Annotated in this window: 21 protein-coding genes; 16 read left to right on the plus strand and 5 right to left on the minus strand. The window is 45.5% G+C overall.

The genetic code is table 11. The features are described from left to right. Positions 1-53: 53 nt before the first annotated feature. The 7 genes from ACEW8S_RS17215 (at position 54) to ACEW8S_RS17245 (ending at position 8,872) form a co-directional block, all read left to right on the plus strand. Positions 54-2,063, plus strand: a complete 2,010-nt coding sequence (locus ACEW8S_RS17215) for a sulfatase-like hydrolase/transferase (protein WP_373519352.1) — start codon at positions 54-56, stop codon at positions 2,061-2,063. A gap of 34 nt (positions 2,064-2,097) precedes the next feature. Beyond that, positions 2,098-2,853, plus strand: coding sequence for a DUF6250 domain-containing protein (locus ACEW8S_RS17220; protein ID WP_373519353.1), 756 nt, complete (start codon positions 2,098-2,100; stop codon positions 2,851-2,853). Positions 2,854-3,244: 391 nt separating this feature from the next. Next, positions 3,245-4,069: a DUF1080 domain-containing protein gene (locus tag ACEW8S_RS17225; RefSeq protein WP_373519354.1), complete on the plus strand. Its 825-nt coding sequence runs from the start codon at positions 3,245-3,247 to the stop codon at positions 4,067-4,069. Between the two features lie 60 nt (positions 4,070-4,129). Next, positions 4,130-5,239, plus strand: coding sequence for a glycoside hydrolase family 105 protein (locus ACEW8S_RS17230; protein WP_373519355.1), 1,110 nt, complete (start codon positions 4,130-4,132; stop codon positions 5,237-5,239). 26 nt (positions 5,240-5,265) lie between these two features. Next, positions 5,266-6,558: a Gfo/Idh/MocA family protein gene (locus ACEW8S_RS17235; RefSeq protein WP_373519356.1), complete on the plus strand. Its 1,293-nt coding sequence runs from the start codon at positions 5,266-5,268 to the stop codon at positions 6,556-6,558. 68 nt (positions 6,559-6,626) lie between these two features. Then, complete coding sequence (rhaM, locus tag ACEW8S_RS17240) at positions 6,627-6,941, plus strand: L-rhamnose mutarotase (RefSeq protein ID WP_373519357.1); 315 nt, start codon at positions 6,627-6,629, stop codon at positions 6,939-6,941. A 23-nt stretch (positions 6,942-6,964) separates the two neighbouring features. Further along, on the plus strand, positions 6,965-8,872 hold the full coding sequence (locus tag ACEW8S_RS17245) for a hypothetical protein (protein WP_373519358.1): 1,908 nt from the start codon (positions 6,965-6,967) through the stop codon (positions 8,870-8,872). Between the two features lie 4 nt (positions 8,873-8,876). Here ACEW8S_RS17245 and ACEW8S_RS17250 read toward each other — a convergent pair whose 3' ends face one another. Next, the gene (locus ACEW8S_RS17250) at positions 8,877-10,235 is read right to left on the minus strand and encodes a Gfo/Idh/MocA family protein (RefSeq protein WP_373519359.1); all 1,359 of its coding nucleotides are present in this window, start codon (positions 10,233-10,235) and stop codon (positions 8,877-8,879) included. A 239-nt stretch (positions 10,236-10,474) separates the two neighbouring features. On the opposite strand from ACEW8S_RS17250, the gene ACEW8S_RS17255 reads away from it, so the two are divergent. The 3 genes from ACEW8S_RS17255 to ACEW8S_RS17265 all read left to right on the plus strand — a co-directional run bounded on the left by ACEW8S_RS17255 (position 10,475) and on the right by ACEW8S_RS17265 (position 19,556). Continuing rightward, on the plus strand, positions 10,475-18,061 hold the full coding sequence (locus tag ACEW8S_RS17255; protein ID WP_373519360.1) for a PKD domain-containing protein: 7,587 nt from the start codon (positions 10,475-10,477) through the stop codon (positions 18,059-18,061). Between the two features lie 154 nt (positions 18,062-18,215). Beyond that, the gene (locus ACEW8S_RS17260; protein ID WP_373519361.1) at positions 18,216-19,232 is read left to right on the plus strand and encodes a M4 family metallopeptidase; all 1,017 of its coding nucleotides are present in this window, start codon (positions 18,216-18,218) and stop codon (positions 19,230-19,232) included. A gap of 54 nt (positions 19,233-19,286) precedes the next feature. Then, the gene (locus ACEW8S_RS17265) at positions 19,287-19,556 is read left to right on the plus strand and encodes a hypothetical protein (protein ID WP_373519362.1); all 270 of its coding nucleotides are present in this window, start codon (positions 19,287-19,289) and stop codon (positions 19,554-19,556) included. A gap of 223 nt (positions 19,557-19,779) precedes the next feature. Here ACEW8S_RS17265 and ACEW8S_RS17270 read toward each other — a convergent pair whose 3' ends face one another. Beyond that, on the minus strand, positions 19,780-20,412 hold the full coding sequence (locus ACEW8S_RS17270) for a GntR family transcriptional regulator (protein WP_373519363.1): 633 nt from the start codon (positions 20,410-20,412) through the stop codon (positions 19,780-19,782). A gap of 185 nt (positions 20,413-20,597) precedes the next feature. On the opposite strand from ACEW8S_RS17270, the gene ACEW8S_RS17275 reads away from it, so the two are divergent. The 3 genes from ACEW8S_RS17275 (at position 20,598) to ACEW8S_RS17285 (ending at position 22,304) form a co-directional block, all read left to right on the plus strand. Then, positions 20,598-21,395, plus strand: a complete 798-nt coding sequence (locus tag ACEW8S_RS17275; RefSeq protein ID WP_373519364.1) for a hypothetical protein — start codon at positions 20,598-20,600, stop codon at positions 21,393-21,395. 178 nt (positions 21,396-21,573) lie between these two features. Continuing rightward, entirely contained in the window at positions 21,574-21,792 is a 219-nt protein-coding gene (locus ACEW8S_RS17280; RefSeq protein WP_373519365.1) for a hypothetical protein, read from the plus strand. A 59-nt stretch (positions 21,793-21,851) separates the two neighbouring features. Next, positions 21,852-22,304: a cold-shock protein gene (locus tag ACEW8S_RS17285; RefSeq protein WP_373519366.1), complete on the plus strand. Its 453-nt coding sequence runs from the start codon at positions 21,852-21,854 to the stop codon at positions 22,302-22,304. Positions 22,305-22,483: 179 nt separating this feature from the next. Here the strand turns inward: ACEW8S_RS17285 and ACEW8S_RS17290 are convergent, their stop codons facing one another. Next, positions 22,484-23,104, minus strand: a complete 621-nt coding sequence (locus ACEW8S_RS17290; RefSeq protein WP_373519367.1) for a pseudouridine synthase — start codon at positions 23,102-23,104, stop codon at positions 22,484-22,486. Between the two features lie 114 nt (positions 23,105-23,218). Between ACEW8S_RS17290 and ACEW8S_RS17295 the strand changes: the two genes are divergently transcribed. Beyond that, entirely contained in the window at positions 23,219-23,584 is a 366-nt protein-coding gene (locus ACEW8S_RS17295; RefSeq protein ID WP_373519368.1) for a DoxX family protein, read from the plus strand. Here the strand turns inward: ACEW8S_RS17295 and ACEW8S_RS17300 are convergent, their stop codons facing one another. Together ACEW8S_RS17300 and ACEW8S_RS17305 are read right to left on the minus strand one after the other, a co-directional pair. Beyond that, positions 23,585-23,932 carry a DoxX family protein gene (locus ACEW8S_RS17300; RefSeq protein WP_373519369.1) on the minus strand — a complete coding sequence of 116 codons (348 nt, stop codon included), beginning with the start codon at positions 23,930-23,932 and terminating at the stop codon, positions 23,585-23,587. Between the two features lie 222 nt (positions 23,933-24,154). Beyond that, positions 24,155-24,925, minus strand: a complete 771-nt coding sequence (locus tag ACEW8S_RS17305; protein ID WP_373519370.1) for a DUF481 domain-containing protein — start codon at positions 24,923-24,925, stop codon at positions 24,155-24,157. A gap of 168 nt (positions 24,926-25,093) precedes the next feature. Between ACEW8S_RS17305 and ACEW8S_RS17310 the strand changes: the two genes are divergently transcribed. Then, the gene (locus ACEW8S_RS17310; protein WP_373519371.1) at positions 25,094-25,738 is read left to right on the plus strand and encodes an SDR family oxidoreductase; all 645 of its coding nucleotides are present in this window, start codon (positions 25,094-25,096) and stop codon (positions 25,736-25,738) included. 52 nt (positions 25,739-25,790) lie between these two features. Beyond that, entirely contained in the window at positions 25,791-26,372 is a 582-nt protein-coding gene (locus ACEW8S_RS17315) for a DUF4251 domain-containing protein (RefSeq protein WP_373519372.1), read from the plus strand. The last annotated feature ends 110 nt before the right edge of the window (positions 26,373-26,482 follow it).

The following is a 26,482-nucleotide window of genomic DNA, read 5'->3' on the forward strand; positions in this document are numbered from 1 at the left end:
TTCAATAATTGAAATAAATATAAAATGGTGGGTCATCAAAACGGTTAACCAATATGGGACATAAAATTTTCAGTATTCTTTTAGTAGTACTCAATGGTTCCTGTCAAGCCAAAGCCGAGGTTGAACTTAAGGGGGAACTAAAAAAATGGCATCGTGTCGAAATCTCTTTCGAGGGACCGGACACTGGTGAAATGGACGAAAACAAACCTTTTCTTAATTATCGTTTGGATGTTACGTTTGAAAACCAAGGGAAAAGCTATACCGTTCCCGGATTTTATGCGGCGGATGGCAATGCTGCCGAGACCAGTACCGATTCTGGAAATATTTGGAAAGTCCGTTTTAGCCCCGATGAAATAGGGGAGTGGTCCTATTCGGCATCATTCAAAAAAGGAGGGAATATAGCCATTGAAAATACTCCTAATGCCGAAAGCGCCGGTTTTATGGACGGCCAACAGGGTATTTTTACTATTGCCGATACCGACAAAACTGGGAAGGACAATAGAGCGAAAGGTCGCTTAAACTACGTGGGCAAATCTTATTTGAGATTTGCCGAGACCGGTGATTATTTTATCAAATTAGGTGTTGATGCGCCAGAGAACTTATTGGATTATGAAGACTTTGATGCATCGACCAATGCCCTAGGCTTTCGAAAAAACTGGCAACCACACGCCAAAGATTTTGGGGCGGATGCCGAGGAATTTGTATGGAAAGACAACAAAGGCAAAAATTTGCTGGGTGCAATCAATTACCTAGCTATCGAAGAACTAAACTGCTATGGCGCTACGCATATCAATTCACCCCATCTTGACCGACTGGCATCCGAAGGTACCCTTTTTAGCCGGGCCTACTGTAATGTTCCCGTTTGCGGAGCTTCCCGTGCCAGTATTCTGACGGGTGCCCGCCCGACACGCTATCGTTTTATCGACTACAAAACAAAAAAAGAGGTCGACATGCCCAGAGCCATCGGGTTGCCAATGACGTTTAAAAATAACGGGTATACTACCATTTCCAACGGAAAGGTGTACCATCATGAGTCGGACGATAAAATGGCTTGGGACGAAATTTGGCGTCCCCGTGGAAATATCCGGGATTATTTACTGGAAGAAAATGTGCAACTGAACGCTCGTAAAGGCAAGCGGGGGGCGGCCTATGAAGCGGCAAACGTGAACGACACCGCCTATTTTGACGGTAAAATAGCCAATAAGGGAATCAAAGACCTAGAGCGTCTGAAAGACGGCGGGAAACCATTTTTTCTGGCGTTGGGCTTTATGAAACCCCACCTTCCATTCAATGCGCCCACAAAATATTGGGACATGTATGATATCAAGAACATCAGGCTGCCCGAAAACTACCAACGGCCGGTAACCATTCCTTCCGAAGCCTATCATAACTCTGGAGAGCTACGTAGCTACGACGCTATACCGAAGGAGGGGGACCTGAGCAAAGAAGCGGCCATGAATCTGATCCATGGGTATTACGCCAGTGTCAGTTATGTAGATGCGCAGATCGGGCGAGTGCTACAGGTACTCAAAAATCTCGGTCTGGCCGAAAATACTATTGTTGTGCTGTGGGGCGACCACGGGTATAATCTGGCCGAACACAAGATGTGGTGCAAGCACTGTACCTTCGAAACCTCGATGCGCGCCCCGCTCTTGGTGAAAGTGCCCGGAATCACCACAGGAAAAAAATCGGAGGCTATCACCGAGTTTATCGATATCTATCCCAGTCTTTGCGAGCTTGCCGGTATCGAGCCACCGGTGGAGTTGGAGGGCAAAAGCTTCGTACCCCTTTTACAGGGAAAAACGCGGGAAAAGGATTATGCCATCTCAAAGTTCAAAGATGCCGTTGCCTTGATCAAAGGAGATTTGTTCTATACCGAATGGGTCGACGACAAAGGCGAGGCCTATGCCCGAATGCTCTTCGACCATTCCAATGACCCCTTGGAACTGGACAATCTAGCCGAGAAAGAAGAGTTCGCGACAACGGTGGCGTCCCTGTCGGAAGCATTACATGCCAATTGGGGGAAGGATTTTTTGATCGATGTAAATGGTCAAGCCGAATAACAGGAGACCTATCTTCCGGAAAAATAGGAGAAAAATGCAAAAAGTGTCAGCAAGAATTACAAGTTCAGCGATGATCGGCATGTGTTATTTTTCCCTGGTTTTGATAAGTGTTCAATGCAAACCACAAAAGAATGGCATTAAGAATGAGGTTCAAGCGGTAACACTTCTGCACAAAGATAATTTCAATTCGGGTATGTCAGATTGGGTGGTAGAGCAGATGCCCGGCGGAACGGTGCAAGTATCGAACGCCGCGATGGAAATTATAGATGTTGCCGGATGTACGGTCTGGTATACGAAAAAACTTATAGCTCCGTTGATCATCGAATACGATGCCGTCGTCTTGGACAGGGGCGGCCCAAAAGACCGGGTATCGGATTTGAACTGCTTTTGGCTGGCGAGCGATCTGGAACATCCTGAGAATTTTTTCGCTACCTCCGAAAACCGGAATGGAAAATTCGAGAATTACGATAGATTACAGCTGTATTACGTGGGTTTAGGGGGGCATCACAATACCAAGACCCGTTTCAGGAGGTATACGGGTACGGGCAAGAAACCATTATTGTCCGAACATGACCTTTCCGACCCTAAGTATCTTATCGAGAGCAATATGGTAAACCATATCAAAATCAGTGTCTCCGAAGGTATCGTTCAATACTATCGAAATGATCAGTTGATTTTTGATTTCTATGATGAAAAACCCTACGCTTCGGGATATTTTGGTATTCGCACGGTACACAATCATATGGCCATCGATAATTTTAAGGTATTTTCCTTGAAGGCTGATGATTGAACCTTAATTAATTATTTCCGGTCCATTGCAAGGGATAAAAAAAAATGCGGTTCTTAGTTTCGTTTGTTCAGGATAGTGCAGGACAGTCTTTCTAACAATTTTAGCTATTTTTCAGAAATACGATCGATTTTAAATGGACATACTTTTTATGTTTCGGAACATCATCATAGACTCTTTGAGTAGTTTTCTAAGCTTTTAATGGCAGTGTTACATTTATGAGGAGAAAGTCAGGTATGTGTTTCATGAACTTAATTCTCGGATTAAAAAAGAGAGGGATGTAGTTTCACCATAGCTGGTTGCACCCACAGGTATAGCGTAGATTGTGTAGTATTTTATGAGAGGGATAAATCCAGTTTAAGGAGGACTAAAGAATTATTTAAGAACTAAAAATATGAACAAACGAACATTTATGAGGTTGAAGTCTTTGACCTTTGCTGTAGTAATTTTTGCCATGAATGGCGGGTCGGCTCAAAATAAACCTTCCATAGAAGAAGGATTTACAACGCTTTTCAATGGGGAAAACTGGGATGGATGGTATCTACAACTCCGCAACGGAGATGATAAAATGGCAAAAAAAGTATTTGCAATCGAAGACGGAATGGTACACGTCTTTAATGACACTCCGGACAGTTTGGATCTGAATACCGGAGAAAACAGTACCCATGGTATGTTCTACATCATGAAAAAATACAGTAAGTACATATTGCGGTTCGAATATAAATGGGGTAAAAAAATTGCCAATAACTTTGAACAGTTCCAATATGATGCGGGAATGTTCTATCACGTCTATGATGACAAAATTTGGCCCAAGGGTATCGAATACCAAATTCGATACGACCACACCAAAAATCAAAATCACACAGGCGATTTTTGGGCAAAATTCGTAACTATCAAATGGTATGGGGCTAAGAATGGTAGTTTTCTAATGCCCAAAAATGGTGGGCTACCAAGCGTTCCGAAAACCCCTGAGCATAGGGCGTTGGCCGATGCCCCCTTTGACGGCCTAAACGATCAATGGAATCAGTGCGAGGTCATCGTAATGGGAGATGCCTATACCATTCACAAGCTAAACGATGAAATAGTCAATATAGCTACAGATTTAAGTCAGAACGAAGGTAATTTTGGGTTTCAATCGGAGACTGCAGAAATTTATTACAGGAATATACGCATCAAGGAATTTGAATCGGTCGTCCCAATGAAAGAATTTATAGATTAAAGGGATAATCTTTCCTTTCTAAAGTGCGGGTCATGCAACAAAATTAAACCGAACAACAACATGAAAAAATCTACTTTATTTTCCGCGGCACATCTAGCACTAACTCTTATAGTTGGCCAAATAGTACATGCGCAAACGAATAAAATTTCGGACCAACGGGCCATGATAAAAGCGCTTGAGTGGCAAGAGGCACATCCTATTTATGCCTTGGCACCGACCGACTGGACCAATGGCGCCTATTATACAGGTCTGGTCCAGGCCCACAAATCAACAGATGACCAAGTGTACTTAGCCGCTTTAAAGCATATGGGATGGGAAAACGATTGGCAGACGGCACCGCGGCCCTATCACGCAGATGATGTTGCTATATCGTATGCGTACTTATACATCAATAGTACGCGGAAAAATCTTGTAGACCTACAGCCTACTGAAAAATTTATAGACGAACACCTTTTTGAGTCGAATCAGTGGAAAGATGGAAGCGATGCCGAAAAGAGTATTCTTTGGTGGTGGTGCGATGCCCTGTTTATGGCCCCGCCCGTAATTGTTGAATATGCCCTACTGAAAAAAGACGACAAGTATTTAGAAGCCATGCACAAATACTACAAAGAGACCTACGACTTGCTTTATAATAAAGAAGAGCATTTGTTCGCCCGTGACACCCGTTTTGTCTGGAAAGGGAATTCGGATGATTTAAAAGAAGAAAACGGCAAACGAATATTCTGGTCCCGGGGAAATGGTTGGGTCATCGGGGGCCTTGCTTTAATGCTGGATGCCCTACCGGAAAGTTACGAACATCGTGATTTTTATTTGACTCTTTATAAAGAAATGGCAGCCCGTATCAAAGGGATACAGTCTGAGGACGGCCTGTGGCGTACCAGCCTGTTATCGCCTGAATCATACGACCACGGCGAGGTAAGCGGTAGCGGTTTTTACACTTTCGCAATTGCCTGGGGCATCAATAAAGGCATATTGAACAAAGCCGAATATGCCCCCGTGGTCAAAAAGGCATGGACCGCCCTCCGCGCCTGCCAACACGAAGATGGAAGAGTGGGCTGGGTGCAGAATATCGGCGCCAGTCCCGAACCGGCGAGTGCCGACAGTTGGCAGAATTTTGGCACCGGGGCGTTTTTGTTGGCGGGGAGTGAAATGCTGAAACTTGAAGAATAAATTTACGATACTTAGCTACATAAAAAATGAAGAAAAAACAAAAAGTACGCTCTCGAAGAAATTTCCTAACCAATAGTGCACTAGCTGTGGGCGCCATCTCGATCATCCCGCGACATGTCTTGGGCCAAGGCTTCACCGCGCCGAGTGACAAGATCAATTTAGGCTATATCGGCCTTGGTAAGCAAGGCGGCATTTTATCCAACAAATTTATCAGTAACACCGATGCCCAAATCGTAGCGGGCAGCGATGTCTGGAAATCCAAGCGCAATGCTTTCGAGGAGGTTGTCAGCGGATTCTATGCCGAAAAACGGGGGCAAGCGGATTATAAGGGTGTAAAAACCTATCTGGACTATCAAAAAATACTGGATAGAAAGGATATCGATGCAGTGGTAATCGCAACGCCGGATCATTGGCACGCCATTCAGGCCATAGATGCGATGAACGCCGGAAAGGATGTGTATTGCGAAAAGCCGTTGACCAATACCATGGCCGAGGGCAGGGCCATTGTCGACGCCGTAGAAAAAAATAAGTCCGTTTTCCAGACCGGCAGTATGCAGCGCTCTTGGGACCGCTTCAAAAAGGCCCAGGAAATTGTCAGCTCCGGAAAGTTGGGGGAAATTTCAAGAGTAATCGTCAACGTAGGTGACCCGGCAATAGCGTACAACCTTCCTGAAGAACCTATGCCGAAAGGTCTGGATTGGAATTTGTGGTGCGGCCCGGCGCCTTTGCTGGCCTACAATAGTTTAGTTGCACCCCAAGTAGTCGATAAATATCCCGATTGGCGGGACTATAAGGAAACCGGTGGCGGTATCCTCGCCGACTGGGGCGCGCACATGTTCGACATTGCCCAGTGGTGCTTGGGAATGGATAAAACCGGCCCCGTAAAATTTATGCCTCCCGAAGACCCCAAGGCTGTACGGGGACTAAAAATGCTATATAAAAATGGTATAGAGATGGTTCATGAAGATTTCGGCAGAAGTTGGTCCGTTCGCTTTATCGGTTCAGAAGGAATTTTGGATGTCGGCCGTAGTTTTTTGGAGTCCCTACCCCTTAATATCGTCTATGAAGAGCCGTTCGAGAATCCTTCGAAACTATTCGATGACCAGAACAACCATTATCAAGATTGGCTTTCCGCCATCAAAACCAAGGGCGAAACGATTTGTCCCGCAGAGACCGGACATCGATCCGCGTCGGTCTGTAATGTTGGCAATATCGCGTATTGGTTGGGACAGGATTTGGAATGGGATCCTGTCAAAGAACAATTTAAAGATAATGCCGAGGCCAACAACTTGCTGAAACGAACAAATCGGGAGTATTAGGTAAACCATGAACTGAACTGATGGAACATGTAATCTCAAAATGAACAGACAAACTATCCACTGAACCCATGAAACGCTTAGCCTTTAAAATGAAATTGAATCGCGGTCAAAAAGAGCTCTATATAAAGAGACACAACGAAATTTGGCCGGACCTGAAGAAACTGCTCAAAGATTCGGGCGTAAGCGAATATTCCATATTTCTCGAAAATGAAACCGACACGCTCTTTGCCTTTCAAAAAGTATCCGGGGATGACGGTTCGCAGGGTTTGGCCAACACGGAAATTGTTCAAAAATGGTGGGCTTTTATGGCGGATATCATGGAAACGAATCCTGATAACTCCCCGATATCCATCCCCTTGGAGGAAGTTTTTTATATGGATTAGCGAGCATACAGTTATACGGAATTATGAAACGAAGGAAATTTATGTATTTGTCCGCGGCGGCGGGTGCTGCTATGAGACTTCCATTATCGGGATGCACATCCGAAGAAAAAAAGAATCCTGTATTTCAATCCGACTTCCTTAAGCTGGTTGAACGACTGTTAAAAGAGTGGTGCGACGGGCTAATTGCCGTACAAATCGATAATCCCGATAACCCTTTGCTTCACGGCGCCCTGTATTGCCCTGCCTGTGATAAAATCCATGGCCGGGGTATGGATGCCGTATATCCCTTTTTGTATTTGGCGGATAAAACAGGAGATGTGAAATACCGCGATGCCGCCATCAATGTCATGAAATGGTCGGAAAACGTCTCCATGCCCGATGGAAGCTGGACGGTCGTTCCCGATCCAAAATCGTGGAAGGGTATTACCGTTTTCGGTGCAATTGCCTTAGGGGAAGCCTTACATCATCATGGCCATGTACTATCCGAAGAAATTAAGACACAATGGACCCAACGCTTGCAGAAAGCGGCGGAGTTTATCCATAAAAACTTTACGATCGACTATAGCCATATCAATTATGCCTTTACCGCCGTGTATGCGCTGAATTTTCTAGGACGTATGTTCTATAACCAAGACTATATCGCCCACAGTAGGCAACTGGCGAAGGAGGTACCGAATTGGCTGACAAAACCCAACAAGTTACTTTTTGGGGAGAACAAACCCGCCGATGAACGTAGTTCAAAAGGGCTTTTACCAGTAGATCTTGGCTACAACGTAGAAGAAACCCTAAACGGGTTGGTTCAGTACGCCTTTTTAGAAGAGGATGAAGAACTCCTTACCCTATTACAAATCTCAATGGAAAGCCATTTGGAATTTTTGCTTCCCGATGGGGCATGGGACAATAGTTGGGGCACCCGTCAGAACAAATGGAGCTATTGGGGCAGCCGTACCACCGACGGTTGTCAGCCGGCCTTCGGACTGATGGCGGACCGGAACCCAGCTTTCGGTACCGCCGCCTATCTCAACACCGAGCTATTGCAAAGGTGCACGGTTGACGGATTACTTGCCGGCGGGCCGCACTACGAATCCCATGGTGTAAAACCTTGCGTGCATCACTCTTTTACGCATGCAAAATCCTTGGCCTTTGTTTTGGACAATCCACTGAAATTTAAAGCGATTTCAAAGAAAACAGCAATACCCCGAACGATTGCCGACGGGGTACGGCATTTTCCCGAACTCGATGTTTGGCTGGTAGCCCGGGGACCGTGGCGGGCAACGGTATCTTCCTACGATGTAGTTTTCAAGAAAGAACATTCCCAAGCGGCTACGGGAGGGGCCTTGGCGGTTCTTTGGCACGAAAGGGTCGGTCCTGTTTTTATGGCAAGTATGGCGGAATATATTTTGGTGGAAGCGAACAATCAACAACCTCAGCCCGATGGGGAAGATATTCCTCTTACGCCTAGAATCGAACGTATAGCAGACGGTACGTGGTACAGCAACCTTTTCGATTTGGAAGCGACGGTAGGGTATGGCGATGAAAACGGAACCATCAACTTCGAGGTACAAACAAACCTGACCGATCGAAATCGGAAAATTTTACCGAACAGTACCTATGGATTGCACTATACCATAGATAAGGAAAAAACTATAATTACCGCAAAAATAAAAGATGGTCAAAATGATACGAAAGTAGCCTTGGCCCTCCCCGTTATCTCTCCCATTGAAGATGAGATAGTGATTGTTTCCGAAAATAGAATTGAAATCCTAAAAAAGGAAAGCAAAGTAGTTGTTGAGGCCAACGTTCCGCTTTCGATTAAAGAAACCCAAAAGTCGCGGGTTTTCAATATGGTACCTGGAATGGAAGCCTTGCCGATTATGGCCTATTTTACCGAAGGGCAGGAGAAGGTGGTCTGTACGGTGAGGGTGGGTTAATTGACTATTGAAACATCCCCGGCACCGGATGTTCCCACCCCTCACGATAGCCCCGTTGCAATAATTTCGTCGCTTCGGGGTCATCGAGTACGGTCATGGATTCTTGATTATAGACCACAGGCCTTTTGAGCTCCATCGCCATATTCGCCAAGATACAACTTGCTGTCGAGATATGGCCTTCCTGTATGTTCGCTATAGGTTTGGTGCCCTGATCGATGGCGGCCAGAAAATCCAACATATGGCCTCGGGTCGCGGGGGCAGCGTGCAGCTCGATATCCTTTTCCGTAAGATCTTCGGGATATTTTTCCCGTTCGTAGATGACGTCTTTTTGGATGTTGTTCCCATCGCCTTCGGGTATAAACTCGTACTGCATGACACTGCCCAATAGCGTTCCTTTGTCGCCATAAAGTTTAAAGGACCAGGGATAATCGGGGTCCGCGGGCGTACCCCATGATCGGTGGTTCCAAACACAGTCCAAATCTTCATATTCGAAAATGGCGGTCTGGGTATCCGCTATATTGGCATCGGCATCCTTTTGTACGTAAATGCCGCCGGAGGAACTGATGCGTCTCGGCCAACCGAGATCGAGCATCCACCTTACGGTATCGAGCATATGCACGCACATATCGCCCATAATGCCGTTTCCATATTCCATAAACGCGCGCCATCTCCGGTGGGGGAGGCCGTCGAATTCACGCAGGGGGGCAGGTCCCGTCCACATATCATAATCGAAAAAATCGGGCACCGGTTGGGGAGACCGAACACCGGTATCGCGCATGTGGTAATAACAGCACATCTCGACATGTGATACCTTACCCAATAATCCGGCATCGACGATATTCTTTTTGGCTTCGATCAAATGGGGAGTACTCTTCCGCTGGGTTCCCACCTGAATTACCTTGCCATATTTTTTAGCTGCCGCGACGAGCGCTTCCCCCTCTATAACATCGACACTGATGGGCTTTTGCAGGTATACATGTGCTCCCGATTGTAGGGCCTCGATTCCCTGAAGGGCATGCCAATGGTCGGGTGAACCGATGAGAACCATATCCAAATCCTTTTCGGCGAGCATTTTGCGGTAATCGGAATATAGCCTGGGTTTTTTTTCGGATTTCTGGCGTTGGCTTACCAGTTCTGCGGCATCCGCCAACATATTTTTATCGACGTCGCAAAGGGAAATCACATCGACATTGGCCACTTGGATCAATCGGAACAGATCGCTCTTGCCGTACCAACCTGTACCGATCAATCCCACCCGTATCGGTTTTTCGCTGTGCATCAGGTCGATACCGTAAGCGCCAAAGGAAGAGAGTACCATGGCGGCTGTAGTGCCTTTTAGAAAATTTCTTCGGTTGATGTTCATAAATTCTCGTTGGTGTTTAGTGTTTTTCAGGTTAAATATAGGTAAATCCAAAAAAACCGTAATCAATCATCCGCAAGTTTCTCCGATAACCTGTCAAACTTCGATCCGGTGGGCGATAAAAATTGGGAAGTAATCGAATAAGACTCTAGTTTCTGTGCGGTTTGAAGAGGTCAAATTAATTTTGTTCCATCCATTGATTCCAAGTCAATAGGTGTTTTGAACCAAATCTAACATAACCTATGATACAATTCTACGCCAGGCGGAGCCTGCTCCCCTGTTTGATTACCGTTCTGATTCTCACCTTTTTTTCGTACGCTCAAAGTTTTAATTCGAAAGGGCTCAATGGGGTAAACCTCGAAAATCCGACTTCTTTGGACTTCGGTCCGAACGGCAAGCTATATGTTTCGCAACAAGACGGAACACTTTTCGAGTACACGATAGTTCGTAACAACGCGGACGCAGGTCAGGGATCTTACAACGTGGCTGACACCAACGTCATTTCGGTTATAAAAACGGGAGTGCCAAACCACAACGACGACGGCTCGATAAACACCTCGAACACTAGGCAGGTAACCGGACTTCTTGCCGCAGGAACCGCTTCGGTTCCGGTATTGTATGTGAGCTCTTCCGATTCGCGTATCGGTGGTGGGCCCAGCGCCGGTGATTCCAACTTGGATACCAACTCCGGTACTCTTTCGCGTTTAACGTGGACGGGGAGTACTTGGGATAAGGTCGATCTGGTTCGGGGCCTTTCCCGATGTGAAGAGAACCATTCCACCAACGGAATGGATATTTTCGAACGCAACGGCAACACTTATCTACTGCTGCTGCAAGGGGGCAACGCTAACAAAGGGGCTCCCAGTAATAATTTTGCGGGTACTTCAGAAACTTTTCTGTCCGCCTCACTCCTTATTGTAAATCTTACCCAACTGGAAAACATGGAAACTGCAAACGGCGGTCCGTTTTTGGACACCCGGGAAGGCAGCACAAAATATATCTATGATCTGCCGACGCTGAACGATCCTGACCGGACCGATATCACGAATTCAAGTCCCGATTTTCCATATCCCGCAAGCCATCCCCTGTATAATGCGACCATTGATCTGGGTGATCCCTTCGGCGGAAATAATGGTTTGAACCAAGCTTTTCCCGAGCCGGGAGGACCCGTACAGATATTCTCTCCCGGATATCGCAATGCCTATGATGTGGTCGTTACTTCCGATGGCAGAATTTTTACCAGTGACAATGGACCGAACACCAATTGGGGCGGGCAACCGCTTATTTATACTAGTAACGGAACTATAAAAAGCGATCAGACCAGCGCCAACTACAACCCAGCTGCAGGAGATTATATCACCAACGATTTCAATGAAGCGAACAGTAGCGCACATGGCGACGCTTTGCACTATGTGGGTACTATCAACGATGCGAACGGGACGTATTACGGCGGACATCCGGTGCCGACTCGGGCTTTTCCCTCACGTGCCGGAATAAAGGTGCATTCCTATGTCGTTCAAGGTACCGATGGTGATTGGATCGCTACGTCCGATTATAATTTCGGCGATCTTTTAACGGGAGTTACGGGATATTTCAACACGAATTTTGCTATTTCCGATTTTCCCGATGATCCACGACAAGGCGCCTATCTTTCCGGTGTTCAGTCCGATCCCAGGGTAAATATTCTGGATGTCGTAAAATATTCGACCAATGGCATGTGCGAGTATACGGCCAGTAATTTTGGTGGTGCCATGAAAGGCAACATTTTGAGCGCCTCTTATGCTAGCAAAGGATACATAAATAGATACCAACTCGATGCGAACGGGACTGGCCTTGGCACCAAAAATAACAATTTCCTTGGTGGTTTCGGGGCACAGCCTTTAGATGTCATCGCACAGGGCGATTCCGATATTTTTCCCGGTACGGTTTGGGCCGCTACCTATGGTGCAAATAACATTACGGTATTCGAACCTTCCGATTTTGCAGGCTGTCTTGAACCTACGGATCCCGGTTATGTTGGTACCGAGGATTATGATTCCGACGGTTATTCGAACGATGACGAGGTAGCCAACGGAACGGATATCTGTTCAGGCGGAAGCAAGCCGACCGATAGTGACGATGATTCTATTTCCGACCTGAACGACGACGACGACGATAACGATGGCATTGCAGATGTTTTGGATGCATTTGCCCTAGATCCGGACAACGGGACTACTACCAACCTTCCGATTATATACCCGTTTTGGAACAATGATCCGGGAACCGGGCTTTTCGGCCTCGGTTTTACGGGCCTGATGCTAGACCCGAGCGGTACGACCGACTATTTGGACCAACTAGAAGAGAACAACCTAACTTTCGGCGGGGCTGGGGGCAAAGCCACCATAGATGCGGTCAGTTCGGGTGATGCAAGAGGGGCTTCAAACACTCAGGATTATGCGTTTCAGGTTGGGGTCAATGTGGATAGCAATTCCGAACCTTTTACGGCGCACACGAAAATCGAGACCCCTTTTGCCGGTATTACACCCGTAAGCGGACTTTCTTATGGGATGTACCTCGGGAACGGAGACCAAGACCATTATCTGAAGGTCGCAATTACGGAAGGTGTTTCCAATACCGACGATATCTATGGTTTCGAGGTTGTATTGGAAGACGGCAGCTCCAATGTTTCCGTTCAAACATACGACGTAGCCAATGTTATAAAAGGACCTTCCGTGGACATCTATATTAGCGTCAATCCGGCAGCAAACATGGCACAGCCCTATTATTCCATCGATGGTGGTGAGAATGTCATTGCTTTGGGATCGCCGGTTACGCTTCCTGCCAGTCTTCTAAATCCCAACGACAATCAGGGAATGGCGGTAGGTATTATTTCTACTTCCGCAGGCCCCGGTCCGGAATTTACCGCGACCTGGGACTTTCTTAACGTCACCGAGGATGGCGCCGCAAACCTGGCACTTTCCGAAAATCCTTTGAATTTTGGTGTTTTGAAGACTGGGTCGGGGCAGGTGCAGTTAATACCTTCGTTGACCAACGAGGGCGGACCGTCGACCGGAGCTATCCAAATAACGGATATCAGCGTTACCGGCGTAAATGCCGCACTATTCGAAAGCAAGTCCGACTTACCGATGACCATTGGGCCAAATACGGAAAAGACACTGCCCTTAAACTTTTATCCCAATACCAATGCTGGAACAAAGACCGCTAATCTGGTCATTGAGCACACGGGCGACAACTCCCCCTTTATAATCCCACTCCAGGCTGTTTTGACGAATGATGTAGCGTCTTCATACATGGTAATCGCCAGGGTAAATGCCGGTGGTGCCGACGTATCTGCCACAGATGGTAAACTGAATTGGGAAACCAATGTGGGCGAAGGTGCGGTAAACGGAATCAATTATACCGTGAACACGGGAAAAATTCCCGGTCCCAATAATACATTTTTATATGAAAATCGACACGCATCCGTTCCGGTCTACATCGATGAGGCGACCTTTAATGCCCTCTATTTAAAAGAGCGATACGATGCATCGAGCGGTCCTGAAATGGAATTCAAGTTTCCAGTGGCAAATGGCGATTATACCGTAAATATTTTCACGGGTAATGGCTATGAGCCCGCGAACAGTGTTGGGGCAAGAATGTTCGATATTTCTTTGGAAGGGGAAATCAAGGGAGACAACATCGATGTAGTCGCCTTGTACGGTGGTAGCGGAACGGAATTTCATGCCGGAATGTTGGCGTACGACGTCAAGGTAATCGATGGCGAGCTCAACGTGCTGTTCGAACATGGGGCGAACGAAAACCCCGTGCTGCAGGCCATTGAAATTATGGGTATTAATCAGGGTACCGCCCCGATTTCCGTGGCCTCGATTGCCGATCAAATATATCAGGTAAATGAGGGCAGCGTTTTGGCAGTTTCCGCAACCGGAGGTAGTCAACAGGAAAACTTTACCTATACGATTTTCGGCCAACCCAATGGTATCGATATTGAACCTACCAATGGACAGATTTTCGGGAACATTGCGGAGGATGCGCTATTGGGCGGGCCGAACAATGATGGTGTACACCAGGTGACCGTTACGGTCTCCAAGCCCGGTTCGCAAATCGAAAGTATCGGCTTTACTTGGTCCGTTGTCAACCTGCAATGGACCGACAAAAACGAGAACCAGAACTACACGGCACGCCACGAATGTTCGTTGGTACAGGTGGGGGATAAATTCTATCTCATGGGCGGCCGGGAAAATGCCACTACCATTGATATATACGATTATGAAACGGATACCTGGTCACAACTGGTCGATTCACCGCCGGTGGCGTTCAATCACTTTCAGGCAACCGAATATCAGGGCTTGATCTGGGTCATCGGAGCCTTTACCGATAATGGTTTTCCGAGCGAACAACCGGCGGAATATGTTTGGGCTTTCGATCCGGCGAACCAAGAGTGGATCCAAGGACCCGAAATTCCTGTAAACAGAAGAAGGGGATCAGCCGGTCTGATCGTCTACAATGATAAATTCTATATTTCTGGTGGAAATACCATTGGCCATAACGGCGGCTATGTCAACTGGTTCGACGAATATGACCCCGCAACGGGAGAGTGGACGCCCTTGGCGGATGCCCCTCACGCAAGAGATCATTTTCATGCCGGTCTTATCGACGGTAAAATGTATATGGTCGGTGGTCGTCTGTCCGGAGATGCCGGTGGAGTTTTCAATCCTACCGTTCCCGAAGTGGACGTATACGATTTTGCGAACGGTACCTGGAGCACACTTCCTACCGATCAAAATCTACCTACCCCTAGGGCAGCGGCGGCCGTGGCCAATTTGAACGGCAAGTTACTGGTCATTGGAGGTGAGGTCAATGAAGAGATAGTCGATGGTAATTTAACCACTGACGCTCTGGCGATTACCGAGCAGTACGATCCGGTGACCCAGACCTGGAAACGATTGCCTAACCTGAACCATAAGCGGCACGGTACACAAGCGATCGTTTCCGGTAACGGGGTATTTGTTCTCGCCGGTTCCGACAAAAAGGGCGCTGGCCGACAAAAGAACATGGAGTATTTGGGCGACGACAATCCTGTGGGAGTGCCGAGTACCTCAAGCACCTTTACCGCACCGGATATCGTTGATATTGAGACCGATACTACGGTTAATTTCAACTTGCAGGTGAGAGGCGGAAATACAGGAATATTCATCCGTTCCATGCAACTGAGCGGTCTAGATGCCGTAAAGTATCGTATAGTATCCGGTGGATTGGAGAACTCGTTTCTATCCTCCGAAAGTGCACATGGCATTAGCGTTTCCCTAACGGAAACGGGACAAAATACCAGTGCGTTGTTGACCATCGACTACGGCGCAGCATCCACCTTAAAAATCATCCTTAAGAACGGGGAACTGTCCTCAGGTTTCGATAATCCCGGAACGCAATATAATAAGGAAGGTGATGAGGTGTCATTGCCCATTCAAATAGATGGCAACAGCACTGATTTTACGTATACCGCTACCGGGCTACCTCCGATTTTAACCATGGATGCCGATACTGGTATTATCTCTGGTACAGTGTCATCCGGTGAAAATAATGGGCCCTTCTTAGAAGAAAATGGACTCGTAGTGATTGAGGCCGAATCAGGTGAAATCGTACCCGGATGGACGGAAACTAATGCTGGTGGGGCGACCGGTATTATCGCTGGAACCAATAGCTTTAACTCGATAGACGGCGGTACCATTCCGTATCAGGTAACCGTGACCAATGCGGGAGTCTACCGATTTAACTGGAGAAGTTTCTATAGTGGAATATCCGATTCTGATGAGAATGATAACTGGTTGCGTTTTCCTAACAATGATGACGTATGGTTTTTCGGGTATAAAGGGAACCCCATAGATGAGGCATCAATAATCGACAGTTTGCAAGGTGAACCCAAAACTATCGTTTTCCCTAAAGGTAGCTCGAGAATTACTCCGGAGACGACACCGAAAGGCGGTGGAAGCAATGGCTTCTTTAACATTTATCGCAGTAGTGGAGATTCGGAAGTTTACGATTGGCAGGCCAAGACCTTCGATGATATCCCCTATAATATATATGTTTGGTTCGTGAACCCGGGTACCTATACCTTCGAAGTCTCCGAACGTTCGGCGGGTCATGCCATCGATAAAATGGCCCTTTATAAGATCGACGGGGCTAATTATTCCGATACACAGCTGACCGCTACCGCTGAATCGGACAGGGGAGCTGACGGTACCGGTTCCGGTGTTGAAGCGGGCAGTCCGTATCAGGTCGCGGTGACCGTTACCAACAAGGCCAATGTGGCGGATACCACCATGCAAGAATTCACGTGGATCGTTGACAATTCCGGTAAACCTTTGGCCTATTCCAGTGCAACACCGCTACAGGGAGAAGTTCCATTAGAAGTTTCCTTTTTGGGAAGCCGTTCTGTGGATGATATTGCGATTACGGACTATCTCTGGGAATTCGGCGATGCCCTCGCATCGACCTCTGATTTGGCGGACACGAGCTTTACCTTTATGGAGGCCGGAAGGTTCAATGTAACCTTGACCGTAACCGATGCCGAGGGTCAGACCGATAGCGAAACGCTCGAGATTGTCGTAGATCCAAAGCCCATCTATAGTATTTTTGCTTCGGCAGGCGCCAACGGAACGATTTCGCCCGAAGGCCAGATAGAAGTTGTAGAAGGTGAGGCCCTCATTATTACCATCAATCCGGATACCGGATATTTTATCGCCGACATACAGGTCGATGGTATTGGTCAGATGATTGCGGACAGCTATATTTTTGAAAACGTAAGCGAAGCGCATACGATTAGTGTATCTTTTGAAACCATTACCCATGCCATCACGGCTTCGACTAATACGGGCGGAACCATTTCCCCAGAGGGCATCATCAACGTTCTTGAAGGCGGTTCGCAAAGTTTTACCGCTGTGGCCGATGCAGGTTATTCTTTCGATCACTTTATCGTAGACGGCAACGTAATGCAGAACGTTTCGGAATATATTTTCGAAAATGTGACCGAAGCGCACGTCATCGAGGCTGTATTTGCAGCGACCTCGAAACGAACGAAATATACCATCAAGGCGAGTGCCAACACCGGTGGTGAACTTTCGCCCAGCGGAAGTGTCGATGTATTCAAAGGCGAAGCACAGACTTTTGCCATCGTAACGGATGACGGTTTTGAGATCATCGATATGTTGGTGGATGGTATTTCGGTCGAAACCGCTATCAGCTATACGTTCGAGAATGTTGAAGAAGACCATAGTTTCGAGGTGGTGTTCGCGGAAATGATACCGAATGATGCGCCTATTGCCGTGGCTGTCAGCGATGTTTCGGAAAGTTTTGCGCCTTTAACCGTGACTTTTGATGGTAGTAGTTCTTCGGATGACAAAGGTATAACGAACTTTAGTTGGAACTTTGGGGATGGCAGTATCGATGCATCCGGTGAAAGGCTGAGCCATACCTATACTAATGCGGGCACTTTTACCGCAACATTAACGGTAGAGGATGAAGCGGGTGAAATTTCTAAGGCTATGGTCGTTATTACGGTAAAAAAACCTTTGGAAACGGACGATGATTTTAGAGTGTTCCCCAATCCCGCTTCGATAACGGTCACGTTAAAGTTCATAAAATCGGTCGAGCTAAAGAACATTTACGTTTATAATATGCAAGGCAGGTTAATGAAAGCTTTGGACGCCAAACACGTGAAATATGAAGATGGTTATACATTCGACGTATCCCGCTTATCCGAAGGTATGTATTTTATCAGCACCGAAGATCAGGCCGGTAATGAGTATCATAGGCAGATGATTATCAAGCGCTGATCAATGTGATTTTCCATTAGTGATAGAGGCTCCTATAATGGGAGCCTTTTTGTTTTTTAGCAAAGCCTTAACGCGAATACATTGGCATTCGTCATCAAAGAAGAGTAATTTTAGTAAAGATTGAATGAAACCTACAACTTTTAACCCATTTGCCATGTGTAACAAACATCACTGCTTCATCGTGCCACCCCATATTTTGGAAGAACTCGCCAAACGCGGGAATATCAGTTGCAAGGAGGCCCTTAACGATTCCAAACGCTTTTTGGAAAGACGACGTACCGTACTCAATAATCTTCTGACCCGGGAATTCGAGGATGGTAACGGTGATCGTTTTATCTACGATTCCCAGAACAAAAACGAACAAAGGGTGATGTTGGTACGTAAAGAAGGAGACGAGCCTACACAAGACGAAACGGCGAACAAGGCCTATGACACTTCCGGATTTGTACGGGAGTATTTTAAGGATACATTTGGATTGGATTCCATCGACGGAAACGGACTCAAGATTATCTCGAACATACATTATGGCGAGGCCTATAACAATGCTTTTTGGGATGGTGACGAGATGACCTATGGCGACGGCGATGGCAAGGAGTTTACCGATTTCGCCTGTGCCATCGATGTGGTCGCCCATGAACTGGCGCACGGTGTGACCCAGTTTTTGTCCAATTTGGAATATCAAAGCCAACCCGGTGCCTTGAACGAGCATTTTTCGGATGTCTTCGCTACGGTAATCAAGCAAAAATATCTAAAACAGGATATCTCGGAAGCGGACTGGCTCATCGGGGATTCCGTGGTGACCGAGGGTTTTCCGGGAGTGGCCATCCGGTCGATGAAGGCGCCCGGTACCGCCAACGATTTCGATACCCAACCCGATCATATGGACAATTATTATTCCGGGTCGTCCGATAATCAGGGAGTACATATCAATTCGGGCATCCCCAATAAGGCCTTTTACCTCAGCTGCTTGGAAATCGGAATCGACGAATGTGCGCTGATCTGGTTCGAAACCTTAAAAGTGCTGTGGCGTACCGCCAATTTTAACGATATGTTGGAAACTACGATAGCAACCGCACAAAGGTTGACCCAAGAGAATAAAGCATCCGAAATGGCGGTAGATGCCATTGCCAAAAGTTTTTCCCAAGTCGGACTTACGCCGATTATAGCTTGATGTAGCGGAAATAGGAATTATTAAGTAAAAATGTGTAATGTAAAAACGCTCAAGATGGAATATGAAATTTTAATAGAGGGCGGTTTTACGGGTATTCCCAAAGAATTTAAAGGGAATATCGATTTGCAGGATAAAACAAAAGAAAGCCTTTTTGATGCCTTCGATGGTAAACTGACACCGGAAAACCGGGCTTTAAGGGATGGATTGCAGTATCACCTCAAATTGATCGATGGGGAAGAAGAGCACCAGGCCCATTACGATGAAAGCAACTTGCCCTTACCCATTCGGCAGTTTATAGCTACGATTTCAAAAAAAAATAACTGAACCCGTTTGTTCACGGGTCTGGCATAAGATCTGTTTGCGAGGGCTACCCGTTAAACACAGTGTTTGAATACTAACATCGTTCACAAACATTGTCTTAAAGCGTGCACCTTCTCCTGAAAGGTGAAGGCGGTTTTTATATTGGGCCGACATGCCGACATGCCAACATGCCAGCAGAACGGTTTGGAATTTGGTACTTGTCCCGAAAATTCGGGAGGAATTTTCCCTACAGCACTACCAACTGCTTCTCTATATAACTTTGAATCAACATCCAATTCATTTTAAGAAAAAGGGATGCCGAGGGAATGTTGTCCTCTTCAATGGCCGAAATGATAGCGTCGTGCTGGGCATTGGAGTTGTAGTGGAAAGAGTCATTGGCCATAAACGCCCTCTCGTAGAAAAAGACACGGGTCTTAAGATCGGTCAGGATCTGTTGAACCACCGAATTACTATAGTTTTCGGTCAATAAACGATGGAATTCCATATAGGCATTGACCCGCTCCAAAGAATCCTCCGCCTTGGCCACCACATCGCGTTGGTTCTTCAGCCTTTCTATGGCGGCAACATCGAAAGTAGATTCCTCCAAAGCCAGCAGTTCTAAATGGGCGACGAGTTCATAGAGGTTTTTGGCCTCTTCGGGGTTGACCTTGGCAATACTGAAACCGCAATTAGGTATGGCCTGAACGATCTGCGATTGCTGTAACTGGGTAAGCGCTTCCCTGACAGGGGTGACACTTACCTTGAGTTTTCTGGCGAGGGCGGCCAAACTTATGCTTTGCCCTGCCTCTAGGTTTCCTTCCTGCATCTGTTCCAAAAGGTGTTCCCGAACCTTGTCCCTTACGTTGATATTTCCTGACATACTATAAATATATTATATCGTATACGATTCTACAACGTAGCGATTTCTTAAAAAGTATATTCAATTTTTCAAATAGATGGGGACTTTAAAGGAAATGTAGGATTACCGTTGGTCGAATAAACGGTTTTTAAACACTAAAGCCTTAGCAGTTACGTTTATACACCATAAACCCAAAAGTCTTAAAGATGAAAAAAGTAAGTAAAAAAATCCAACAGTTTTTACTGTTAAGCAGTATGGCGCTTGTTGTTTTTAGTTGTAGTACGGACGATAAGGATTCCGTTGAGCAGGAAACAGAACTGTCGACGGCAGAAATCAAGACGGTCCTGGAAATTGATGAAGTTTCCAGTACCGCCGATAATATCGTACGCGATTTGTTCAATCAAGGTGAATCCGGGAAAAGTGCAAAAAACGAAGCTTGTTATCAAGCGGTGTATTCCGATACCGGTTATTCCGTCTCCTTTGATAATTGCAGCGTCGAAGAAAATGGCGAGATCTTAAACGGTTCCTTGTCCGTAGTATATGGAAAGCAAGGTGATTCTTATGCCTATGCCGTAAACTTCGACAATTTGATGGTCGGCAAAATCGGTATTGACGGTACACGAAGTTTCGCGTTCGATACGGAACAGGAAAATTCAATTGTTTTCGATGTAGTTAGCGATATGACCATTACCATGGCCGACGGTGAGGTTATCTCCGAAAAGGGAAGCAAGACCTTTGCTATCGTTTTTGGTGCGGAATTCGGCGAGGGAATGCTTACCCTAAATGGCGATTGGACCGTAAAGGCCGATGGCAATACCTACTCCGTCAGCGTCCCCAAGCTTCTGGAGGCAAATTTCGGCTGTGATTATATCGGAAAGGGACTTATGCTTTTGAGCAAGAACGGCCTCGAAGTATCCGTAGATTTCGGTGACGGCAGTTGCGATGAAGTGGCTGAATTGGCCTATCCTAATGGTAGTAAGGAGAATATTTCATTGAAAAAATAGTGCCTATCCTATAGTGTGACAATAACCCTTATCCGAATTGGATGAGGGTTATTTGTTTAAACTAGTGTTAAAAACAGTAAACAAAATTTTTTATTTCCAGATTTTGTACTACTATTATTTACTATTAGCACTTTCCGACCAGACCACTAAAGTTTTACACCTAAATTTTATATGTATTATGGAGTTACTAGAAAGAGCTTCCAACTTTGAAAATAGAAAATGGTCGGGATTGACAACGAGTGATCGTGTAAATGCCGCAAGGGAAGCCAAGGAACTGATTTTATCGATCAATGAGGAGTATAAGAAAACGAAGGATATACAGTTAATGGACGTGATGAAACGCCTGACCGCCATTAAGCAGAAAATAGAAAAACGACTTAAAGGTCGATTATTGTAGTGGGGATCAAATAAAATACATACCTTATCCTCCTAAATTTTAAAAGGACAAAATAACGAATGGCTAAATCGCAGCAGACTTATAGTAAGACTGAAAAAGAAAAAAAACGCTTGAAAAAGCGTGAAGAGAAACAAAAAAAGAAAGAGGCCCGCAAAGCGGAAAAGGATAGTGGCGGAGGCATACCTTTCGCGTATGTAGACCACATGGGCAACCTTGTGGATACTCCACCAGATCCCTCTAAGAAAGTAAAAGTAGATGCGGAGGATATCGTGCTGGGAATACCGAAAAAGGAAGAGGGCGACGAAGAAAAGTTCGATCCGGTAAGAAACGGCAAAGTCTCTTTTTACGACTTTAACAAAGGATTCGGCTTTATTATCGATTCTGAAAACAACGAGAAATATTTTGTACACGTAAGTGGCCTCATCGACGAAATCGACGAAGGTAACGCTGTTTCTTTTGAGCTAGAAAAAGGTATGAAAGGGATGAATGCCGTTCGAGTGAAGCGAATATAAACACCTTTGTTTTAAGATCTTCTTTATGGCGAACGCTCGTCTTAAATTTTTAGAAAATTCTATAAATTAGGGACATACAGTAAGCTAATTTTATAAGGTCGCATTCGTTAAAAAGCGAATGCGATTTATTTGTTTTTGGATATTACCAACCGCTGTGGCTCTAAATGGCCATTTTGATTTTAACTGATCGAGCAGGTACAAAAAGCATTGCCTACATACCTCTCCATATCCGCCTTAGGTAATTCCGATACTTCTCCCGGTGCTAAATCCCCAAGTCCAATCGTGCCCACCCGAACTCGCACCAGTCGCAATGTTGGAAAACCTACGGCAGCGGTCATCTTACGTACTTGGCGGAACTTACCTTCCGTTAGGGTGATTGAAATCCACGACATTGGGCGGTGGCGACCTAATCGCAGTGTTGCATTCGGTTCTGGAAGTTGGGGATTTGCAGCCAATCGTTTTGCAAGGCAGGGTCTTGTAGCATATGTAGTTCCTTCAAGTCCGATTTCAACACCATTGGATAACAATGCGATGGCCTCATCCGATATTTCGCCGTCCAGTTGCGCGTAGTATTCCTTCTCGACTCCGGAGCGATTGATGGCATAGCTGATTTTTCCATTCGTGGTCATTAAAAGAAGACCTTCCGATTTTTCGTCCAGTCGTCCTATGGGCATAATACCGTCCGGAAAATCATGGAGTTCCGTTAAAAAACGCTTTTTACGTCTCTGCTTCGCGTCGTTCGAATCGAGTTGACTCAGCATTCCAAAAGGTTTGTAGAGTTTGTAATGTAGATGTTCCATAGAAATACAAAGGTTAAGAATAAGGCTTGAAAGAGATAGGGAATACCGTCAAAACTTATTCCTATAAAACGATGCTAATACTCTTATTACTATTAACTTTAACAAAAATACGTTATGGAATTTATAAGAATTGTACTCCAACTGATCGTTGGATTAAGTTTATTGAACGTTTGGCTCTTACAGAACAAAAAACCTACACGCTGGAGGGGAGGCAACGCCACAACCCTGACTGAGGAATTTCAAGTCTACGGGCTACCGGTTTGGATGTGTTATGTGGTAGGATTTCTAAAGGTTGGTCTATCCCTTGTTTTACTAGCCGGCATTTTTTATCCCTTCTTAATCAAACCGGCAGTAATCGGATTGGCGGTTTTGCTTGTAGGCTCCATAATCATGCACCTGAAAATCAAAGATCCCTTGATAAAATCTTTTCCGGCCTTTCTTTTTTTCATACTGTGTTTAGTCCTAATTTACCTATCGTAATCAGAGTTTAGAAAGGTATAATATAGCTAAGTATGCATTAAGCAGGGCATAGCTTAACGAAGGTAGGGCTTGTAGCCACGTATCCTTAATCTTGATTCTGACCCCGAAACCCAAAACCATTAAGAGGGTCAGACCCAGACATGCAAACAGTGCCAGTAGGGAAAAAAATAGCCATCCTAATAATAGCCCTATTCCCCCCAAAATTTGAAGAAATCCCGTGAGCCTTCTCCGGTCCGCCAGTCGGTACCGAATGAATTCGTCTTTCATTCGCGCATCGAATAAACAGGCGGCTCCGAAACATAGAAATGAGATCGACGATACAAGTGTTAATCCCGTTAGTAAATTCATAGATAATAGAATGGATAGATGGTAAAAATAGGCTTTTCCGCACCGAAGAGCGGTTTTAGCATTTGAAAAATAGGGCTATTGACCCAACGGATCGTTGATGAAGGTTTAAAAAGCAGCGCTAGCGATTATTGAAGTAGTGGAAGCAGAAAGGGGCGTTGTATGTTTGATATCCATCAGTATACAAATTACTGAGATAGTTGATCCATAACTAACAAACACATTTCAAATACCAAAAGTAAGCCCAACGCTCAATTTCGAAGACCGGTCGATATCCGTTGTTGTTGAAAAACTACTGTAAAAATAATTATAGAGGGCCGAAAGACTGACGATTTTGGTGATGGGCAGTTCCGCCTTTATTTGATTGAGAATGCGATGGTTGCCGATATCGTCGTACAGGGGTTGAAAGTATACCGTTCCGGTAAGCTCCAATTTGATTTTTCGAAAAGCGTACGATAAAGACACATAGCTGCTGTTCCGATGATTGAAAAAACGCTGGTCAGTAGCATCGTTTTTTTCGATTTCGTACATGTATGCATTGCCCAGATACATTTTGGTCACTTCGGTAGAAATAACTTTTAACCGCACTCCCGCACCGATAAGATTTCGGGAAGTAACAGTAAGCAGCGTGTTATTCTGATTCTGTACAAAAGCTTCCAGACGGAACAGATCGGATAGCTTTTGATTATAGCGCAAATGAAAGAACCATGAATTCTGAAAATCCTGGTCCTTGCTCCGTATCAGATCATAGTTGCCAATAAAAAAGAAAATTTTGTTCAGGTCCTTAGACTTATATTGCGTGGTCAGGTTCGTACCTATCTCAAAAATGTAGTCCCCGTTATTATCTGTATAATCGAAGAGTACATCGCTTTTTAGGGCAAATCGAACGGAATCTTTCTGCATGCGTTTGGACTCAATATTGACGAGTTGGGCATTCGTTATGGCATAGAAGCTGTAAAAGAGTAAAAAGAGCCATTGGTTTTTCGACAGAAACATGTTGGTGATTTTTTAGAGTTGGCAAAGATATTAATCTAGTTTGAAAGTCAGGATTGATTCCTTTGACCTTGCTGCGGACATTCCCGTCCGTATACGTCAATCTTTAAATGTTTTGCAGTACTGAAACGGATTACTTGCCCTTACCTTCGTTCAAAAGAACATAATAGTATGCAAAATATATTAGTAGCCGGTGCACATGGCACCACAGGTCAAAAAATTGTACAGCTTTTAAAAACGTCCGACGGCTTGGAACCTATTGCGATGGTCAGGGCAAAAGACCAAGTCGATTTTTTTGAAAGCCAAAACGTAAAAACGGTAGTGGCCAATCTTGAGGAAGACCTATCAAAAGCTGTCATTGACATTGACAAGGTAATCTTCGCGGCCGGGTCCGGAGGCGAGAAAGTCGTCGAGGTCGATCAAGAAGGTGCCAAACGACTGATTGATGCCAGTAAGAACGCAGGCATCAAAAAATTTATCATGTTAAGCTCGATCGGGGCCGGGCACCCTGATAAAGCCGATCAGTTGAAAGACTATCTCAAAGCCAAACACAATGCCGACGAGTATCTAAAAGATAGCGGACTCGATTATTCGATAGTACGACCTGGCACCTTGAACAATAATCGGGGAAATGGTAAAATAAAATTGGACAAGGAGTTGTCGTCTCGTGGTGAAATTCCTCGGGAAGATGTCGCCCAAGTTCTAGTCGCTGCGCTTGACGATACAACGGCCCAAAACGCAGTTTTTGAAATGGTCTCGGGCGAAGTCCCTCTTGACAAAGCCTTGAAAAGTCTGCCTCGATCCTCAATCAAATAGTTTAAGACAACTTTAAGCAAAGATTGTCAACTTTGTAGTTATCTAGTTCAAAATGTCAAAAAACAATACCGTTCGAAACTTTAGCATCGTATTCCTTTTCAGTATTTCTGTGGGAATGTTCAACTCTTGCGGCAGTAGTTCTAAGCTTACGGACGACAATGGGGCAGGTCAAGCATTGGATAGCCTTGTGTCGCAAAGACGCTTTGAGGTCCGATCGGATTGGGCGATGCCTATGGCGACCGCCAGTATGAACAGTATCTCGAACTCGGGCCTCTTGCCGCCCGGAAGTTCTGCCGGTCAGATCAGTCTCATCGGTAATGCCAATTACCTGAAAATGATGGGGGATAGCGTTGCCATCTACCTGCCTTATTTCGGGGAAAGACAGATGGGTGGCGGGTATGATAACGATGGTCCGGGCATTGAATTCGAAGGTATTCCCGAGGATATGAAAGTTTCGAAAAATGATGCAAAACAGCGTTACGACATCCGGTTCAGTATGAAAGACGATTCGGAAAACTTTAATGTCAATCTCAGCCTATATCAGAATTTGAGCAGTATGATCAACGTAAACAGTTCACAACGATTTCCCATTCGATATAGCGGTACGGTGGACAAAATTCCCATCGAAAATTAGCTGTTGCCATAGGAATGAACATACATCCACTTCGAAAACGTCAAAATCCTTAGCGATAGCAACTCCCAATCCCACTTGATTTTAATAGATTCCATTTTTAAATAGGATGA

The sequence above is a fragment of the Pricia sp. genome, assembly GCF_041745955.1.
Taxonomy (GTDB): Bacteria; Bacteroidota; Bacteroidia; order Flavobacteriales; family Flavobacteriaceae; genus Pricia.